This window comes from Bacillus sp. AFS059628, assembly GCF_002571225.1.
In the GTDB taxonomy this organism is placed as follows: Bacteria; Bacillota; Bacilli; order Bacillales; family Bacillaceae_G; genus Bacillus_A.
On record NZ_NVEC01000003.1, the window covers coordinates 161797 to 180177 of the forward strand.

16 protein-coding genes and 1 pseudogene are annotated in these 18381 nt (G+C 37.3%); 15 read left to right on the top strand and 2 right to left on the bottom strand.

Annotated elements, in window-relative coordinates:
* The first annotated feature begins 1 nt into the window (after position 1).
* The 6 genes and pseudogenes from COL05_RS01705 to COL05_RS01735 all read left to right on the top strand — a co-directional run.
* Positions 2-841 carry a TlyA family RNA methyltransferase gene (locus COL05_RS01705; protein WP_098667346.1) on the top strand — a complete coding sequence of 280 codons (840 nt, stop codon included), beginning with the start codon at positions 2-4 and terminating at the stop codon, positions 839-841.
* Between the two features lie 142 nt (positions 842-983).
* Entirely contained in the window at positions 984-1433 is a 450-nt protein-coding gene (gene argR, locus COL05_RS01710; protein ID WP_001032581.1) for an arginine repressor ArgR, read from the top strand.
* Positions 1434-1700: 267 nt separating this feature from the next.
* On the top strand, positions 1701-3440 hold the full coding sequence (recN, locus tag COL05_RS01715; RefSeq protein WP_098667347.1) for a DNA repair protein RecN: 1740 nt from the start codon (positions 1701-1703) through the stop codon (positions 3438-3440).
* Positions 3441-3558: 118 nt separating this feature from the next.
* A complete protein-coding gene (gene spoIVB / locus COL05_RS01720) occupies positions 3559-4857 on the top strand; it encodes a SpoIVB peptidase (RefSeq protein ID WP_098667348.1) in 1299 nt (432 codons plus the stop codon).
* A gap of 287 nt (positions 4858-5144) precedes the next feature.
* Positions 5145-5939: a sporulation transcription factor Spo0A gene (gene spo0A, locus COL05_RS01730; RefSeq protein WP_003161566.1), complete on the top strand. Its 795-nt coding sequence runs from the start codon at positions 5145-5147 to the stop codon at positions 5937-5939.
* Positions 5940-6320: 381 nt separating this feature from the next.
* Positions 6321-6527: pseudogene (locus COL05_RS01735) on the top strand (glycosyltransferase family protein); the annotation flags it as partial.
* A gap of 171 nt (positions 6528-6698) precedes the next feature.
* On the opposite strand, the gene COL05_RS01740 reads toward COL05_RS01735, so the two are convergent.
* Positions 6699-6845, bottom strand: a complete 147-nt coding sequence (locus COL05_RS01740) for a YycC family protein (protein WP_001247671.1) — start codon at positions 6843-6845, stop codon at positions 6699-6701.
* A 50-nt stretch (positions 6846-6895) separates the two neighbouring features.
* Here COL05_RS01740 and COL05_RS01745 point away from each other — a divergent pair, with 50 nt between their 5' ends.
* On the top strand, positions 6896-7624 hold the full coding sequence (locus COL05_RS01745) for a glycerophosphodiester phosphodiesterase (protein WP_098667349.1): 729 nt from the start codon (positions 6896-6898) through the stop codon (positions 7622-7624).
* A 49-nt stretch (positions 7625-7673) separates the two neighbouring features.
* On the opposite strand, the gene COL05_RS01750 is transcribed toward COL05_RS01745, so the two are convergent.
* On the bottom strand, positions 7674-7907 hold the full coding sequence (locus tag COL05_RS01750) for a DUF2627 domain-containing protein (protein WP_098667350.1): 234 nt from the start codon (positions 7905-7907) through the stop codon (positions 7674-7676).
* Positions 7908-8043: 136 nt separating this feature from the next.
* Between COL05_RS01750 and COL05_RS01755 the strand changes: the two genes are divergently transcribed.
* From COL05_RS01755 to COL05_RS01795, 8 genes are all read left to right on the top strand, one after another.
* Entirely contained in the window at positions 8044-10116 is a 2073-nt protein-coding gene (locus COL05_RS01755) for a sigma-54 interaction domain-containing protein (RefSeq protein WP_098667529.1), read from the top strand.
* 195 nt (positions 10117-10311) lie between these two features.
* Complete coding sequence (gene yqiS, locus COL05_RS01765) at positions 10312-11211, top strand: phosphate butyryltransferase (protein WP_098667352.1); 900 nt, start codon at positions 10312-10314, stop codon at positions 11209-11211.
* Between the two features lie 35 nt (positions 11212-11246).
* Positions 11247-12347 carry a leucine dehydrogenase gene (locus COL05_RS01770; protein WP_000171362.1) on the top strand — a complete coding sequence of 367 codons (1101 nt, stop codon included), beginning with the start codon at positions 11247-11249 and terminating at the stop codon, positions 12345-12347.
* Positions 12348-12434: 87 nt separating this feature from the next.
* The gene (gene buk / locus COL05_RS01775; protein ID WP_098667353.1) at positions 12435-13538 is read left to right on the top strand and encodes a butyrate kinase; all 1104 of its coding nucleotides are present in this window, start codon (positions 12435-12437) and stop codon (positions 13536-13538) included.
* 4 nt (positions 13539-13542) lie between these two features.
* On the top strand, positions 13543-14964 hold the full coding sequence (gene lpdA, locus COL05_RS01780) for a dihydrolipoyl dehydrogenase (RefSeq protein WP_001051291.1): 1422 nt from the start codon (positions 13543-13545) through the stop codon (positions 14962-14964).
* A gap of 27 nt (positions 14965-14991) precedes the next feature.
* Complete coding sequence (gene bfmBAA, locus COL05_RS01785; protein WP_000852554.1) at positions 14992-15993, top strand: 3-methyl-2-oxobutanoate dehydrogenase subunit alpha; 1002 nt, start codon at positions 14992-14994, stop codon at positions 15991-15993.
* A 13-nt stretch (positions 15994-16006) separates the two neighbouring features.
* Positions 16007-16990, top strand: a complete 984-nt coding sequence (gene bfmBAB, locus COL05_RS01790) for a 3-methyl-2-oxobutanoate dehydrogenase subunit beta (protein WP_000290076.1) — start codon at positions 16007-16009, stop codon at positions 16988-16990.
* 15 nt (positions 16991-17005) lie between these two features.
* On the top strand, positions 17006-18322 hold the full coding sequence (locus COL05_RS01795; protein WP_098667354.1) for a dihydrolipoamide acetyltransferase family protein: 1317 nt from the start codon (positions 17006-17008) through the stop codon (positions 18320-18322).
* Positions 18323-18381: the final 59 nt, after the last annotated feature.

Genomic DNA, 18381 nt, shown 5'->3' on the forward strand with positions numbered 1-18381 from the left:
AATGAGTGCAAAAAAAGAAAGAGTAGATGTACTATTAGTAGAGCGAGGACTTATAGAAACACGTGAGAAAGCAAAACGCGCCATTATGGCCGGACTTGTATATGCGAATGAGATGAGGCTGGATAAGCCAGGAGAGAAAATCCCACAAGATACAGAAATTACGGTGAAGGGACAAGTTATGCCGTATGTAAGCCGTGGTGGTTATAAACTTGAAAAGGCGTTAGAGACATTTCAACTTGATTTACAAGATAAAGTTATGATAGATATTGGTTCATCAACTGGTGGCTTTACCGATTGTGCGCTTCAAAATGGAGCAAAATTATCTTACGCATTAGATGTAGGGTATAATCAACTTGCATGGAAATTGCGTCAAGATGAGCGTGTTGTCGTAATGGAACGAACAAACTTCCGTTACGTAACGCCAGCAGACTTAGAACGTGGTTTACCGCAATTTGCTAGTATCGATGTTTCATTTATATCATTAAAGCTTATATTGCCAGTTTTAAAAACAATGCTTATGCCAAATGGAGATGTAGCAGCGTTAATTAAACCGCAGTTTGAAGCTGGAAGAGAGCAAGTTGGTAAAAAAGGTATCGTTCGTGATCGAAAAGTACATGAGGCTGTTGTAGAAATGATTGTCGACTTTGCTATAAAAGAAGGATACGACGTAGCAGGTTTAACGTTCTCACCGATTACGGGCGGGGATGGTAACATTGAATTTTTAATTCATCTGAAATGGCATGGTGAACGTGAGAATGGCGAAAATCATTCTCCGGTTTCTGTTGAGCAAGTAGTTGCAGAGGCGCATGATGTCCTAAAACAAAAAGGGAAAGGGGAATAACATATGTTGTTCCTCTTTTTGTTGTAATTGTATAATGATTGTAAAAACAATTGTGTACAAGTAACGAATTATAAGTTAACATAAATAAGTGAAGTATACCAATGTTTAAACTATGGTAAGAGATAGTGTGAGGTGCAAATGTATGAATAAAGGTCAGCGCCATATTAAAATCAGGGAAATTATTGCGAACAAAGAAATTGAAACACAAGATGAATTAGTTGATATTTTACGTAATGAGGGATTTAATGTAACGCAAGCAACAGTATCGCGCGATATTAAAGAACTGCACTTAGTGAAAGTACCATTACATGATGGTCGCTATAAATATAGCTTGCCAGCAGATCAACGATTTAACCCGTTACAAAAATTAAAACGTAATCTAGTGGATTCATTTGTAAAATTAGACACGGCAGGACATATGCTTGTGCTAAAAACATTGCCTGGTAACGCTCATTCACTTGGGGCACTTATTGATCATTTAGAGTGGGATGAGATCATCGGAACCATTTGTGGTGATGATACTTGCTTAATTATTTGCCGTACACCTGAAGATACAGGTGTTGTCTCTGATCGTTTCTTAAATATGCTGTAACAAAAAAATCTTGTTTGCTTTCCTCTGTAAAGTGGAAAGTGAACAGGATATTTTTATTGGTTAAAAACGTGAATTCTTAATTGTAATATAATATTTTCTTTGAATAAAATTAGAAAATAGGTGGATTGACCCGTAAAACAAATGTTTGGTACAATGGAGCGGTTAGAAGAGTAATTTATACATACAAACATATAGTATGACTATTTGAATAAAGAACTGAGAAAAGCCCTGAATAGGGGATTAGTTTATAACGAGGTGAATGGGGCATTGTTATCGGAATTATCGATTAGAAACTTTGCTATTATTGAGGCATTAAATATTTCTTTTCAAAAAGGATTAACGGTTTTAAGTGGTGAAACAGGAGCCGGAAAATCGATTATTATTGATGCGATTAGTTTACTTGTAGGTGGTCGTGGTTCAGCCGAATTCGTTCGATACGGGACGGAAAAAGCTGAGATAGAGGGGCTATTTTATGTAGAAGATGATAAGCATCCATGTATTGAAAAGGCAGAAGAGTTGGACATAGAAATAGAAGACGGCATGATTATTTTGAAGCGTGATATCGCTGCAAACGGAAAAAGTGTATGTCGTGTAAATGGGAAATTAGTTACTCTTAGTGTATTAAAAGAAATTGGAAAAACACTTGTTGATATTCATGGACAGCACGAAACGCAAGATTTAATGAATGAAGAGCGTCATTTATTTATGCTCGATCATTTTGATGGAGAGCGTATTGTTAAACAATTGGATATATATCAAAACGTATACGCTGATTATGAGAAGTTAAAAAAACAGTTAAAATCGTTAAGTGAAAATGAACAACAAATGGCGCATCGCTTAGATTTAATTCAATTCCAGCATGAAGAAATCCGTAAGGCGGATTTAAAGATGGATGAAGAAAATGAATTGACTGAAGAACGCTTGCAAATTTCTAATTTCGAAAAAATTTATAAAGCATTAGGCGATGCATATCGCTCGTTAAGCGCGGACGGACAAGGATTAGATAATGTAAGAAGCGCAATGGGACAAATGGAGAGTATTACACATTTAGATGAAGTGTATCAAGAAAATCATGACTCAATTGCAAATAGCTATTACTTATTAGAAGAAGTTGCGTATCAACTGAGAGAAAAGCTCGATATGATGGAATATGATCCGAATCGTTTAGACGAAATTGAAACGCGTTTAAATGAAATTCGTATGCTAAAGAGAAAATATGGAAATACTGTAGAAGAGATTTTAGCGTATGCTGATAAAATTGAACAAGAAATTTTTACGATTGAAAATAAAGACGTTCATATTGAAACGACGAAGAAGCAGTTAAAGGAATTAGAAAGTGTTATTCTGAAAGAAGCAACGTTGTTAAGTAATATGCGTCATGAGCTGGCAGAGCATCTTACAAATGCCATTCATCAGGAATTAAAAGAATTATATATGGAAAAAACAAAATTTGAAGTGAGAATTATGAAGAGAGAAGGAAATGCTGAAGAGCCTCTTGTGGAGGGAGCACCAGTAAGACTTACGGCGGATGGCTATGACCATGTGGAATTTTATATTTCAACAAATCCAGGTGAGCCGTTAAAGCCACTTTCAAAGGTCGCTTCCGGCGGAGAGTTATCTCGTATTATTTTAGCTTTAAAAAGTATTTTTTCTAAGCATCAAGGTGTTGCATCTGTAATTTTTGATGAGGTGGATACTGGTGTAAGTGGTCGAGTTGCACAGGCTATTGCGGAAAAAATTTATCGAGTATCAGTAAACTCACAAGTACTTTGTATTACGCACTTACCTCAAGTAGCTTCAATGGCGGATTCGCATTTATTTATTCGAAAACAAGTAGCGAATGATCGAACAATTACGTCAGTTACCGTTTTAACTATGGAGGATAAAGTAACAGAAATAGCTCGAATGATTTCTGGTGTGGAAATTACAGATTTAACGACAGAACATGCGAAAGAATTACTCACGCAAGCGCATCATTTTAAACAGACAGCAGAGGCTATCCAGTAATGGATAGCTTTTTTTCTCAAAAAATGATTTCTTAATTCTTCCGGTTATAAATAAAGCACTGCAAGGAGAGATTAAAAAGTGAAGCCAAGAGGCTGAATGTGGGGTAGGAGCGAGGAGAGTGAACAAATTGAAATTAGAAAGATTTCGCAAAATAATAGGTATTTTTCTCCTTGTTTCTTTAGTTTTTATAGGGTGTTTTAAACCGCTTCGAACGTTTATTTCATCCCCGAAGCAACTTGTTGTTTTTGAAGGACAACAATCAGAAATAGCTTCATTACCAGTGTTTCAAGCTTCATCTACAGATCGTCATGTGTTTACAGTAAGTTCAAATGAACAAAAACAAGGACTTATGGTAAATTCTCATCAAAATGGTGAAGCAGATATGGTGTTTCAACTTGCTGGTTTTCCAGTGAAAAAAGTGAATGTGAAAGTATTGAAAGATTTCAAAGTTATTCCAGGTGGACAATCAATTGGTGTGAAGTTAAACACAAAAGGGGTACTTGTTGTAGGCCATCATTTAATTCAAACTGAAAAAGGAAAAGTATCTCCTGGTGAAACAGCTGGTGTGCAAATTGGAGATATGATTACTGAAATTAACGGTAAAACAATTGAAAGAATGAGTGATGTAGCGCCATTTATTCATAGTAGTGGTGAAACTGGCGAACCGCTTAATCTTGTTCTATTAAGAGATGGAAAACAAATTCGTACTAAGTTAAAACCACAAAAAGACAGTGGAGAATCGTCATATCGCATTGGTTTATATATTCGTGATTCAGCAGCTGGAATTGGAACAATGACATTTGTTCATCCTGATTCTATGAAATATGGAGCACTTGGTCATGTTATTTCTGATAACGATACAAAAAAGCCGATTCAAGTCGAAGATGGACAAATTATGCGTTCGACAGTTACATCGATTGAAAGAGGTAGTCATGGGAATCCAGGAGAGAAATTAGCAAGATTCTCACCGGATCGTGAAGTGATTGGCAATATTACAATAAACAGTCCGTTTGGTATTTTTGGCAAATTGAATACAAATATGACAAATGGCGTAATGGATAAAGCAATGCCTATTGCGCTATCTCATCAAGTAAAAGAAGGACCGGCAAAAATATTAACAGTTATTGATCAAGATAAAGTGGAAGCGTTTGATATTGAAGTTGTTAGTACAGTACCGCAAAAGTTTCCAGCAACGAAAGGCATGGTAATAAAAGTAACAGACAAACGTTTGTTAGCGAAAACGGGTGGTATCGTACAAGGGATGAGCGGAAGTCCAATTGTACAAAACGGGAAAGTAATTGGTGCTGTTACACATGTATTTGTAAATGATCCAACATCAGGATATGGTGTTCATATTGAATGGATGTTACATGAGGCTGGAATTAACATTTATGATCAAGAAAGAAAAGCGAGCTAATTAATAATTAGCTCGCTTTTCTATTGAAAAATTCGTTGAAATTTTGTAAAAGCTCCGCAAGAGGTGTTTTTTGTTGTAAAATAAAAGGAAAGGGTTGAACGTTTCGTTGTATTTCTATGATGGAATGTGTTGCGAAAGGGAATAAATGAACGATAAACATATTTTTTTGTGATTTTATCGGAAAGTAACAAACTTTAAAAGGGAATTTTCACACAATTGTCGAACAATTCATGTAGCCTAGAAGGATACACATGTCGGAGAATCGATTCGGTAAGGGAGGAAAAGCTGTGGAGAAAATTAAAGTATGTCTTGTGGATGATAATAAAGAATTAGTATCAATGCTAGAGAGTTATGTAGCTGCTCAAGATGATATGGAAGTAATCGGTACTGCTTATAATGGTCAAGAGTGTTTAAATTTATTAAAAGATAAACAGCCGGATGTACTCGTATTAGATATTATTATGCCACATTTAGATGGTTTAGCTGTACTAGAGAAAATGCGACATATTGAAAGGTTAAGACAGCCTAGCGTAATTATGTTGACAGCATTTGGACAAGAAGATGTGACGAAAAAAGCAGTTGACTTAGGTGCTTCATATTTTATATTAAAACCATTTGATATGGAGAATTTAACGAGTCATATTCGTCAAGTGAGCGGTAAAGCGAACGCTACTATTAAACGTCCACTGCCATCTTTCCGATCAGCAACAACAGTAGATGGAAAACCGAAAAACTTAGACGCGAGCATTACGAGTATCATTCATGAAATTGGTGTGCCAGCTCATATTAAAGGGTACATGTACTTAAGGGAAGCAATTTCTATGGTGTATAATGACATCGAATTACTTGGATCTATTACGAAAGTATTGTATCCAGATATCGCGAAGAAATATAATACAACAGCAAGCCGCGTTGAACGCGCAATCCGTCATGCAATTGAAGTAGCATGGAGTCGTGGGAATATCGATTCTATTTCGTCCTTATTCGGTTATACAGTATCTATGTCAAAAGCAAAACCTACGAATTCCGAGTTCATTGCAATGGTTGCGGATAAGTTGAGACTTGAACATAAGGCTAGCTGAGAGTAAAAATAGTAAGAGATATAAGTTTTAGTAAAGCTTAATCATTCTTTAAATTGATACTTGATATTAAATGGAAAACCAATGAACTTTTTATTTCATGACCAATGAATGTTAGAATTCGTTGGTCTTTTTATTTACTTTAATTTAAGGATTTTGAAGGAATACATATTTATATAGAAAAATGCAGTGGAAATAAGGATATGTACAGGAAACACATGGGTTTGACGTCATAATCTCTATAACGTATCATTGATTTGGAAAAAAAGAGAAATAGGAGAATGGAAGAATGACTGTAAAAAAATAGTGAATCGAGTTTACCTAATCATTGTTATGGCAGTGTGTTTATCTATATTTTCAAGGGATATTCTGTAAAGGTGTTAAGTAGTGTTTGATAAAAAGAAAGATGAAAATGAATCGGAGGTTATACGAATTACGATAATTAGTACATTAGGGGTATTTGCTTTCTTGTTACTATGGGAAACAGCTCCTCATTATATGTATGAGTCATTTGCATTTATGAATATTCCAGCTTCTTTAGGCTTGTATAAATTGTTTATGATTTTTAACAAAGAAAAGCAAAATGTATAATTTGAGTAACTAAAAATGAGTAATGAGAACCCCCTCTTTTGTTAAAAGAGGGGGTAAATGTTTAAAGAAAAGATTAAATGGAATTATAGTACATCCGTTAAAGGATTTTAGTGAGGAAGTCATCCATGTTATAATAGAAAATAATAAAAAGTCCTGCAAAACAGGACTGTATTATTCTTCGTCTTTATTTTGTTTTTCTAATTCAACTAACTTTTGAATTAAAATGTGCTGCGGCATATGCATAAGTTGTTCAAGTGGAACACCTAATGCTTTTGATAGGCGGACAGCAGTATCTGGAGAAATTTGTAATGGTCTCATAGAAGTACCTCCTTTTTCGTATAGTATAGCATAAGATTGGGGGAGTGAGGATGACTCTTATATTTGCACATCGTGGTGCAGCGGGAACATACCCAGAAAATACGATGATTTCATTTGAAGCAGCGGAATCTTTTAGAGCGGATGGAATTGAACTTGATGTTCAATTAACGAAAGACGGAAAGGTTGTCGTCATTCATGATGAAACAGTGAACCGGACAACAAACGGAAAAGGTGCGGTTCGAAATTATGTATATGAGGATTTATGTAAATTAGATGCAAGCTATAAATTTGGTGATAAAGTAGGGTTTTGTAAAATACCTCTTTTAGAAGAGGTGTTAGAATGGATTGAACAAACAGAGTTGCTGCTTAATATTGAACTTAAAAATAATAAAATTCCATACAGAGGCTTAGAAGAAGAAGTTATAACGCTTGTACGTAAATTTAATTTAGAAGATCGTGTTATATTTTCCTCATTTAATCACTACAGTATGAAAAGGTGTCATATGATGGCTCCTGATATCCAAACAGCGATTTTATATCGCGAAGGTTTGCATAGTCCATGGGCATATGCGAAAAAAATGGGCGCTACAGCAGTACACCCCAATTATCGTTATCTTCAAGATGCTATTGCTGAACTAACGATGGAAAGTGATGTAGAGGTTCGCCCCTATACAATTAATGAAGAAACACTTATGCGGAAATATTTTGATATGAAAATTTCCGCAATTATTACTGATTATCCTGAAACGGCAAGAACGTTATTGCCAATAAAAAAATGAGGCCGCGTGTAACGGTCTCATTTTTTTATTGGTAAATAGTGAGGATTTCCTATCTTCTAAAGCGAGCTTGTACTTTATTTCGTTTACGGTCTCGGTGTAAGACGAAGCCACCAAAAATATAAAAACCGAGTCCGAAGCAAAGAGCGCCAATTAAAAATTGTAACCAAAGTATAGAGAGTGGAGGAAATAGAATCCCGAATACTGTATCTCTCATTAACTTAATGCCAAGCACAGCTAATGAAATAGGGATGAGTGCTAATAATAGAGCAAGGTAACGCTGCATATAAACGCTCCTTTTCAGATTATTTTGTTTATTTTAATGATGTTATATGAAAAGGGGGTTTGTCAAGAGGGGGCTGAACGAGTAAGATAAGGGTGTGAAAAATTTTGCAGAGATACTTCGAGAGGAAGTGGAATATATGAAACAAAAAGTTTTAATTGTTGGTGCAGGTGAAGGTGGTAGTACACTGCTGCGTCTGTTACAGAGTTCGAATATATTTCAAATTATAGGGATTATTGATATAAATCCGATAGCAAAAGGGTTACAAATGGCAAAGGAATACGGGATTGCAATTGGAGAGAGTGTGACTCCGTTTCTTTCTATGCACATTGATGTAATGTTTGATATGACAGGTGACGATGATTTACATAAAGATTTATTAAAGAAAAAGCATAAAGATACTCTTCTTATACCAGGTGATATTGCAAAGATTGTTACGAGATTAGCACATGAGAAGGAAGATTTAATTGGAAAGTTAGAAGAGCAAACACAGCAAGGTGATTTAATTTTAAACTCTACGCATGACGGTATGATAGTGATTGATCAAGAAGGGCAAGTTCGCCTATTTAATAAAAGTGCAGAGCGTATTATTGGGTATAAAAAAGAAGATGCGGTAGGCAAATATATTTTAGAAGTTATTCCGACTAGTAAGTTGCTTCGTATTATACGTACGAAACAAATAGAAGTAAATTATGAACTGACGCTTGAGAATGGAAAGAAAATTATTACAACCCGTATTCCAATATTAAAAGAGGGAGGAGAAGTGCAAGGGGCATTTGCGATTTTTAAAGATATAACAGAGGTTGTAGATCTTGCGGAAGAAGTTACAGATTTAAAGGAGATTCAAACGTTACTTGAGGCGATTATTAACTCGTCTGAGGAAGCCATTTCGGTCGTGGATGAAAAAGGACGAGGGTTAGTAATTAACCCTGCATATACGAAATTAACAGGTTTAACAGAAGAGGACATTATTGGGAAGCCAGCTACAACTGATATTGTAGAAGGTGAAAGTATGCATATGAAAGTACTTCGAACGCGTAGGGCGGTACGAGGAATACATATGAAGATTGGACAAAAAAAGCGAGACGTAATTGTAAACGTAGCACCGGTCATTGTGGATGGAATATTAAAAGGAAGCGTTGGTGTAATTCGTGACGTATCAGAAATTCAAAAGTTAACAAATGAATTGAATCGAGCAAGGCAAATTATTCGAACGTTAGAAGCGAAATATTCATTTGATGACATTGTCGGAAATTCAGATGAAACAACGGCTGCTATTGAGCAGGCGAAACTGGGGGCGAATACACCAGCAACAGTATTGCTACGCGGGGAGTCAGGGACAGGTAAAGAATTGTTTGCACATGCTATCCATAATGGAAGTAATCGAAAATATAATAAGTTCGTTCGTGTAAACTGTGCAGCTATTTCGGAGACGTTGTTAGAAAGTGAATTATTTGGTTATGAGGAAGGGGCGTTTTCTGGCGCGAAAAGAGGGGGGAAACGTGGATTCTTTGAGGAAGCGAATAACGGTAGTATCTTTTTAGATGAAATAGGGGAACTATCTGCAAATACACAAGCAAAACTCCTTCGCGTTTTGCAAGAAAAAGAGATTGTAAAAGTTGGTGGAACGAAAGCGATCCCTATTAATGTGCGGGTAATTGCAGCAACACACGTGAACTTAGAAAAGGCCATTCTAGAAGGAGAGTTTAGGGAGGATTTATATTATCGATTAAATAAAATTCCAATCCAAATTCCATCTCTTCGTCAGCGGAAAGGTGATATACCAGCGATTGCAGAAAGATTAATTCAAAAAATTAATCAGGATTATGGCCGGAATATAGAGGGGCTCACCGATTCGGCTATTTCGTATTTACAATCATATGAATGGCCAGGGAATGTGAGGGAACTTGAAAATATTTTGGGGAGAGCTATTATCTTTATGAATTATAACGAGACTTATATTGATGTAAACCATTTACCTCCATTACATAACGAAGAGCAAGTGGAGTCAAAGCAAGCTCATTTATTACCTGAGTTAGAAGAAAAGCCACTTGAACATTTAGTGACGGAGTTTGAAGGGAATATCATTCATGAATATTTAGAGAGATTTGGTGGAAATAAAACACAAACGGCAAGAGCGTTAGGAATTTCAGTTCGAAATTTATATTACAAGCTAGAAAAGTATGAGTGTGCAAAAAATAGCATGCAATAAATTGCGTACCGTGCAATTTATTGCATGGTATACAAAAAGTGACAAAATAAGACAGAATCTTTTGTTATTTTCCGAAGTATTGATTTTACTGCATTTTGAATGCGTTTTCATTATTGGTAAGACCACTTTGAAAAGTTGGCACGGTATTTGCTTTATAAAAAGACGAGGGACGACGGAAAGGGTTGATTACAAAATATGAAGTTAGAACACTTAATTGATCAAGCGGCAGGCCAGCCTAAAAAAACTGTGGCTGTAGCAGTAGCTGAAGATCATGAAGTAATTGAAGCTGTAGCAAAAGCAATTACATTACAGCTAGCTCAATTTCGTCTATATGGAAACCAAGAAAAAATAATGGGGATGTTACAAGAACATAGTTTACAAACTTCAGAACATATCGAAGTAATTGCAGTACAGTCAAGTGCTGAGGCTGCAGAACTTTCTGTGAAAGCTGTAAGAAATGGCGAAGCAGATGTGCTCATGAAGGGAAACATCCCAACAGCAAATATTTTGAAAGCTGTATTAAATAAAGAGTGGGGACTTCGTAAAGGTAGCGTACTTTCACACGTTGCAGCATTTGAAGTTCCAAATTACGATCGTCTCATTTTTGTTACAGATGCAGCGATGAACATTGCACCTGATGTAACACAGAAAGCTGCTATTATACAGAATACTGTAGAAGTTGCCCGGGCAATAGGAATTGATTTGCCAAAGGTAGCACCAATTGCAGCAGTAGAGGTTGTGAATCCTGCGATGCAAGCGACAATTGATGCAGCGATGTTAACTCAAATGAATCGCCGCGGACAAATTAAAAATTGTGTCGTTGATGGACCACTTGCTTTAGATAATGCAGTATCACAAATTGCAGCAGAACATAAAGGCATAGTAAGTGATGTAGCAGGTAAGGCAGACATTTTACTCGTCCCAACGATTGAAGCTGGAAATGTGCTATATAAATCACTCGTATACTTTGCGGATGCAAAAGTAGGAGCAATGATTGCTGGCGCAAAAGCACCGATTGTTTTAACATCTCGTGCTGATTCAGCAGAAACAAAAGTATATTCATTAGCATTGGCAGTTGCGACTGCTTCAAAATAAACCAAATAGGGTAAAACAATTAGGGGGAAACGACAATGACATTAGAAATCTTCGAATACTTAGAAAAATATGATTATGAGCAAGTAGTATTTTGTCAAGATAAAGAATCTGGTTTAAAAGCAATCATTGCAATTCATGATACAACACTTGGACCAGCTCTTGGTGGAACAAGAATGTGGACATATGATTCTGAAGAAGCGGCGATTGAAGATGCATTGCGTCTTGCAAAAGGGATGACATACAAAAACGCAGCAGCTGGTTTAAACTTAGGTGGTGCGAAAACAGTAATTATCGGTGATCCACGTAAAGATAAGAGCGAAGCGATGTTCCGTGCATTAGGACGTTACATTCAAGGACTAAACGGACGTTACATTACAGCTGAAGATGTTGGTACAACAGTAGATGATATGGATATTATCCACGAAGAAACTGACTTTGTAACAGGTATTTCACCATCATTCGGTTCTTCTGGTAACCCATCTCCAGTAACTGCATACGGTGTGTATCGTGGTATGAAAGCTGCTGCGAAAGAGGCTTTCGGTACTGATAATTTAGAAGGAAAAGTAATTGCTGTTCAAGGTGTTGGTAACGTAGCATATCACCTATGCAAACATTTACACGCTGAAGGAGCAAAACTAATCGTTACAGATATTAATAAAGAAGCTGTACAACGTGCAGTAGAAGAATTCGGTGCAACAGCAGTTGAGCCAAATGAAATTTACGGTGTTGAATGTGATATTTACGCACCATGTGCATTAGGCGCAACAGTTAATGACGAAACTATCCCACAACTTAAAGCAAAAGTAATCGCTGGTTCTGCAAATAACCAATTAAAAGAAGATCGTCACGGCGACATCATTCATGAAATGGGTATCGTATACGCACCAGATTATGTAATTAATGCAGGTGGCGTAATTAACGTAGCAGACGAGTTATATGGATACAATAGAGAACGTGCATTAAAACGCGTTGAGTCAATTTATGACACAATTGCAAAAGTAATCGAAATTTCAAAACGCGATGGCATTGCAACTTATGTAGCAGCTGATCGTCTAGCTGAAGAGCGCATTGCAAGCTTGAAAAACTCTCGTAGCACATACTTACGCAACGGTCACGACATTATTAGCCGTCGCTAATCATTCATATATTACTTTTACAAAAGGTGTGGTTACCTCTTATGAGGTTTCCACCTCCTTTTGAATTTATTAGTGGAGGTAGCAACAGTGTCTTTAAATCGAATTCTTGTTATTAATCCGGGTAGTACATCCACAAAAATCGGTGTTTTTGATAATGAAAGACCCGTTTTAGAAGAAACTATTCGTCATGACGAAGAACAGATTGGAAAATATAAGCGAATTATTGACCAATATGAGTTCCGTAAAGAAACGATCTTAGAAGTTCTACATTCTCACGGTATTAACATTTCAAAGTTAAACGCAGTTTGTGGACGCGGGGGATTACTTCGTCCAATCGAAGGCGGAACATACACAGTAAACGATGCAATGTTAGAAGATTTAAAAAATGGGTTTAGCGGTCATCACGCTTCAAACCTTGGGGGCATTTTAGCATATGAAATTGCTTCTGGATTAAATATTCCGGCATTTATTGTAGACCCTGTCGTTGTAGATGAAATGGAGCCAATTGCTCGTATAAGTGGTATCGCTGGCATGGAACGGAAAAGTATTTTCCATGCATTAAATCAAAAAGCAGTTGCTCGTAAAGTAGCTGAAGAATTAAACCACAAATATGAGGATTTAAATTTATTAGTTACACATATGGGCGGCGGTATTACAGTTGGTGCTCATAAAAAAGGAAAAGTTATCGATGTAAATAATGGTTTAAATGGAGAAGGACCATTTAGCCCAGAACGTGCGGGTACAGTACCAGTAGGACAATTAGTTGAAATGTGCTTCTCTGGTGAGTATTACCGAGACGAAATGGTCAAAAAACTTGTTGGACAAGGTGGACTTGTAAGTCTTATCGGTACAAATGATGCGATTAAAGTAGAACAAATGGTTGAAAAAGGTGATCCTGAAGCAACCCTAATTTATAAGGCAATGGCGTATCAAGTTGCAAAAGAGATTGGCGGAGCTAGCGCTGTACTTCACGGGAAAATCGATGCAATCGTATTAACTGGTGGACTTGCTTACAGTAAAATTCTTGTTGATGAAATAAAAGAACGAGTAGACTGGATTGCAGATGTTATCGTACATCCAGGAGAAGATGAATTACAAGCATTAGCAGAAGGAGCACTTCGTGTACTGCGTGAAGAAGAAGCTCCAAAAGAATATATTGTACGTGAAAAAGAAACGGTAGCTAGGGGTTGAGATAATGGCAAAAGAATATGATTTAGTCATCGTTGGCGGCGGTACTGGTGGATATGTTGCTGCAATTCGTGCATCACAACTAGGTTTAAAAACTGCACTTGTTGAAAAAGAAAATCTTGGCGGTACTTGTTTACACAAAGGATGTATTCCTAGTAAAGCCCTTTTACGTAGTGCGGAAGTATACGCAACTGCTAAAAAAAGCGAAGAGTTCGGGGTTATTGCAAGTAATGTAGAACTAAACTTTGCGAAAGTACAAGAGCGTAAAGAGAAGATTGTAACGCAACTTCATAAAGGTGTTCAACACTTAATGAAACAAGGTAAAATTGATGTGTTTGAAGGTATTGGCCGTATTCTTGGCCCATCTATTTTCTCTCCGATGCCAGGGACAATTTCAGTTGAACTTGCAAGTGGAGAAGAGAATGAAATGTTAATTCCGAAAAATGTACTTATTGCAACAGGTTCTCGTCCAAATTCATTACCAGGTTTAGAATTAGACGGAGAGTATGTAATGTCTTCGGATCATGCTCTAAAAATGGAAACGCTTCCTAGTTCGATTATTATCGTTGGTGGCGGTGTAATCGGTATTGAGTGGGCATCTATGCTTGCTGACTTTGGTGTAGAAGTTACAGTCTTAGAGTATGCGAAAACAATACTACCACTAGAAGATCAAGACGTTTCAAAAGAGATGCAACGTCTATTCAAGAAAAAAGGTATTAAAGTGGTAACTGGTGCAAAAGTATTACCAGAAACATTGGTAAAAGATAATGGAGTAACAATCCAAGCTGAACATAACGGTGAAAATAAAGAATTTAAAGCAGAAAAAATGCTTGTATCTGTAGGACGACAAGCCAATACGCAAAATATTGGTTTAGAGAATACGGATATCGTTGTGGAAAAAGGATACATTCAAACAAATGAGTTTTATCAAACGAAAGAATCTCATATTTACGCAATCGGTGATGTAATCGGCGGTTTACAGCTTGCTCACGTTGCTTCTCATGAAGGAATTGTTGCAGTAGAGCATATTGCTGGTAAAGAAGTTACACCAATTGATTATTCTATGGTATCAAAATGCGTATATAGCAGTCCGGAAGTTGCTTCTGTCGGTTTAACAGAACAAGAAGCGAAAGAAAAAGGCTATAAGTTAAAAGTAGGTAAGTTCTCATTCCGTGCAATCGGAAAAGCGCTTGTATACGGCGAATCAGATGGTTTCGTAAAACTTGTAGTTGATGAAGAAACAAATGACATTCTTGGTGTTCATATGATTGGACCACATGTAACAGATATGATTTCTGAAGCTGGTCTTGCAAGAGTACTTGATGCAACACCTTGGGAAGTAGCACATACAATTCATCCGCATCCATCATTATCTGAGGCGATTGGTGAAGCAGCGTTAGCTGTAGATGGAAAAGCGTTACATGCATAAAAATGTGGATTTAGGAGGTTATGAAAAATGGCAGAAGTAAAAGAAAAGCGCCATGAAGAGCTTGGCTTAAGTGATGAGCAAGTATTAGAAATGTTCCGTACGATGTTACTTGCACGTAAAATCGACGAACGTATGTGGTTATTAAACCGTGCTGGTAAAATTCCATTCGTAATTTCTTGTCAAGGACAAGAGGCAGCACAAGTTGGAGCAGCATTCGCTCTTGATAGAGAGAAAGATTATGCATTACCATACTACCGTGATATGGGTGTTGTACTAGCGTTTGGTATGACAGCGAAAGAACTTATGCTATCTGGTTTCGCGAAAGCTGGAGATCCAAACTCTGGTGGTCGTCAAATGCCTGGTCACTTTGGTCAAAAGAAAAATCGTATTGTGACAGGTTCATCTCCAGTAACAACGCAAGTACCACATGCAGTTGGTATTGCATTAGCTGGAAAAATGGAAAAGAAAGATTTAGTAACGTTTGTTACATTTGGAGAAGGCTCTTCTAACCAAGGGGATTTCCATGAAGGTGCAAACTTTGCTGGCGTACACAAGTTACCTGTTATTTTCATGTGTGAAAATAATAAATACGCAATCTCTATTCCAGTTGAAAAACAATTAGCATGTAAAAATGTATCAGACCGTGCAATTGGATACGGTATGCCTGGATATACAGTAGACGGAAATGATCCGCTTGCAGTATATAAAGCTGTAAAAGAAGCGGCAGACCGTGGCCGCCGTGGTGAAGGTCCAACATTAATTGAAACAGTATCATATCGTTTAACAGCACATTCAAGTGACGATGATGATCGTGTTTATCGTGATAAAGAAGAAGTAGAAGAAGCGAAGAAAAATGATTCGATCATAACATTTGCTGCTTATTTAAAAGAGGTTGGCGTGTTAACTGAGGAATCTGAAAAACAAATGTTAGACGAAATTATGCATATCGTAAACGAAGCAACAGAATATGCAGAAAATGCTCCGTATGCAGCACCTGAAGATGCATTGAAGCACGTATACGCAGAATAGGGGGGAACGTTTCATGGCTGTAATGTCTTATATTGATGCTATTACATTAGCAATGCGCGAGGAAATGGAACGCGATGAGAAAGTATTCGTTTTAGGTGAAGATGTTGGTAAAAAAGGTGGCGTATTTAAAGCGACACACGGATTATATGATCAATTTGGTGAAGATCGTGCGCTAGATACACCACTTGCAGAATCTGCAATCGCTGGGGTAGCAATTGGTGCAGCAATGTATGGAATGCGTCCAATCGCTGAAATGCAGTTTGCTGATTTCATCATGCCAGCAGTAAACCAAATTGTTTCTGAGGCAGCAAAAATTCGTTACCGTTCTAATAATGATTGGACTTGTCCAATTACAGTTCGTGCGCCATTTGGTGGCGGTGTTCACGGTGCATTGTATCATTCACAATCTGTAGAAGCGATGTTTGCAAACCAACCTGGTTTAAAAATTGTTATCCCTTCTACACCATATGATGCAAAAGGCTTACTAAAAGCTGCAATTCGTGATGAAGATCCAGTATTATTCTTTGAGCATAAACGTGCATATCGCTTAATTAAAGGTGAAGTGCCAGAAGATGATTACGTATTACCAATCGGAAAAGCAGATGTAAAACGTGAAGGTGATGATATTACTGTTATCACATACGGATTATGTGTTCACTTTGCTCTTCAAGCGGCTGAAAAGTTAGCACAGGACGGCATCTCTGCACACATTCTTGATTTACGTACTGTATATCCATTAGATAAAGAAGCAATCATTGAAGCAGCTTCTAAAACAGGTAAAGTTCTTCTTGTAACAGAAGACAATAAAGAAGGAAGTATTATGAGTGAAGTGGCAGCAATTATTGCTGAAAACTGTCTGTTTGATTTAGATGCGCCAATCGCACGTCTTGCAGGGCCAGACGTACCAGCAATGCCATATGCACCAACAATGGAAAAATTCTTTATGGTAAATCCAGATAAAGTTGAAAAAGCAATGCGTGAGCTTGCGGAATTTTAATCGGGGGGACTATACATGGCTGTAGAAAATATTACAATGCCTCAGCTCGGGGAGAGCGTTACAGAGGGTACAATTAGTAAATGGCTCGTGAATGTTGGCGATCACGTAAACAAGTATGATCCGCTTGCAGAAGTAATGACTGATAAAGTAAATGCTGAAGTACCATCTTCTTTCACTGGTATTGTGAAAGAGTTAATCGCTGATGAAGGTGATACGTTAGCTGTAGGTGAAGTAGTTTGTGTGATTCAAGTAGAAGGCGCAGATGAAGTAGCAGCAACAGCTGTTGAGGAAAAAACAAAAGAAGAACCAAAGGCAGAAGTAGCTACGCCTGAAAAAGCACCGAAAGCAAAACAACCAACTGATGGAAAACCTCGTTTTTCACCAGCTGTGTTAAAACTTGCGGGTGAGCATAACGTTGATTTAGATCTAGTGGAAGGTACGGGAGCAAATGGCCGTATCACTCGTAAAGATATTTTAAAGCTAGTGGAATCTGGAAACATTCCGCAAGCAGGTGCGAAAAAAGAGGAAGCGGTAGCGGCAGTAGTAGAAGCGAGTCCAGAAGCACCAAAAGCAGCGCCAGTAGCACAAAAGGTAGAAGCTGCGAAACCAGTTTCTGTACCAACAATGCCTGGCGATATCGAAATTCCAGTAACAGGTGTGCGTAAAGCAATCGCAGCGAACATGTTACGTAGCAAACACGAAGCACCGCACGCTTGGATGATGATTGAAGTAGATGTGACAAACCTTGTGTCATACCGTAATTCAATTAAAGGTGATTTCAAAAAGCGTGAAGGCTTTAACTTAACGTTCTTTGCTTTCTTCGTAAAAGCAGTAGCACAAGCGTTAAAAGAGTATCCTCAAATTAATTCAATGTGGGCTGGCGATAAAATCGTTCAGAAGAAAGATATTAACCTTTCTATCGCTGTTGCAACAGAGGACGAACTGTTTGTACCAGTAATTAAACACGCAGACGAGAAGACAATTAAAGGCATCGCTCGTGAAATTACAGAACTTGCAGGAAAAGTACGTACGAAATCGTTAAAAGCGGACGAAATGCAAGGCGGAACATTTACAATTAATAACACAGGATCATTCGGTTCTGTTCAATCTATGGGTATTATTAATTACCCACAAGCGGCTATTTTACAAGTTGAATCAATTGTAAAACGTCCAGTAATTATGGATAATGGCATGTTTGGTGCTCGTGACATGGTTAACTTATGTTTATCACTTGATCACCGTGTACTAGATGGCTTAATTTGTGGTAAGTTCTTAGGACGTGTAAAAGAAATTTTAGAAAATACGTCAGAAAATAATACATCTGTATATTAATAAAAAGCTCGCTTATGCGAGCTTTTTATCGTCCTATTTCTTCATCTACATCCTACTAT

Bases quoted from the DNA above. Each gene is read 5' to 3' on its own strand.
- COL05_RS01795 (WP_098667354.1), top strand. From the start codon at position 17,006: ATGGCTGTAGAAAATATTACAATGCCTCAGCTCGGGGAGAGCGTTACA.
- COL05_RS01750 (WP_098667350.1), bottom strand. From the start codon at position 7,907: ATGCAGCGTTACCTTGCTCTATTATTAGCACTCATCCCTATTTCATTA.
- lpdA (WP_001051291.1), top strand. From the start codon at position 13,543: ATGGCAAAAGAATATGATTTAGTCATCGTTGGCGGCGGTACTGGTGGA.
- COL05_RS01745 (WP_098667349.1), top strand. From the start codon at position 6,896: ATGACTCTTATATTTGCACATCGTGGTGCAGCGGGAACATACCCAGAA.
- COL05_RS01770 (WP_000171362.1), top strand. From the start codon at position 11,247: ATGACATTAGAAATCTTCGAATACTTAGAAAAATATGATTATGAGCAA.
- COL05_RS01705 (WP_098667346.1), top strand. From the start codon at position 2: ATGAGTGCAAAAAAAGAAAGAGTAGATGTACTATTAGTAGAGCGAGGA.
- yqiS (WP_098667352.1), top strand. From the start codon at position 10,312: ATGAAGTTAGAACACTTAATTGATCAAGCGGCAGGCCAGCCTAAAAAA.
- COL05_RS01740 (WP_001247671.1), bottom strand. From the start codon at position 6,845: ATGAGACCATTACAAATTTCTCCAGATACTGCTGTCCGCCTATCAAAA.
- bfmBAB (WP_000290076.1), top strand. From the start codon at position 16,007: ATGGCTGTAATGTCTTATATTGATGCTATTACATTAGCAATGCGCGAG.
- bfmBAA (WP_000852554.1), top strand. From the start codon at position 14,992: ATGGCAGAAGTAAAAGAAAAGCGCCATGAAGAGCTTGGCTTAAGTGAT.
- COL05_RS01755 (WP_098667529.1), top strand. From the start codon at position 8,044: ATGAAACAAAAAGTTTTAATTGTTGGTGCAGGTGAAGGTGGTAGTACA.
- argR (WP_001032581.1), top strand. From the start codon at position 984: ATGAATAAAGGTCAGCGCCATATTAAAATCAGGGAAATTATTGCGAAC.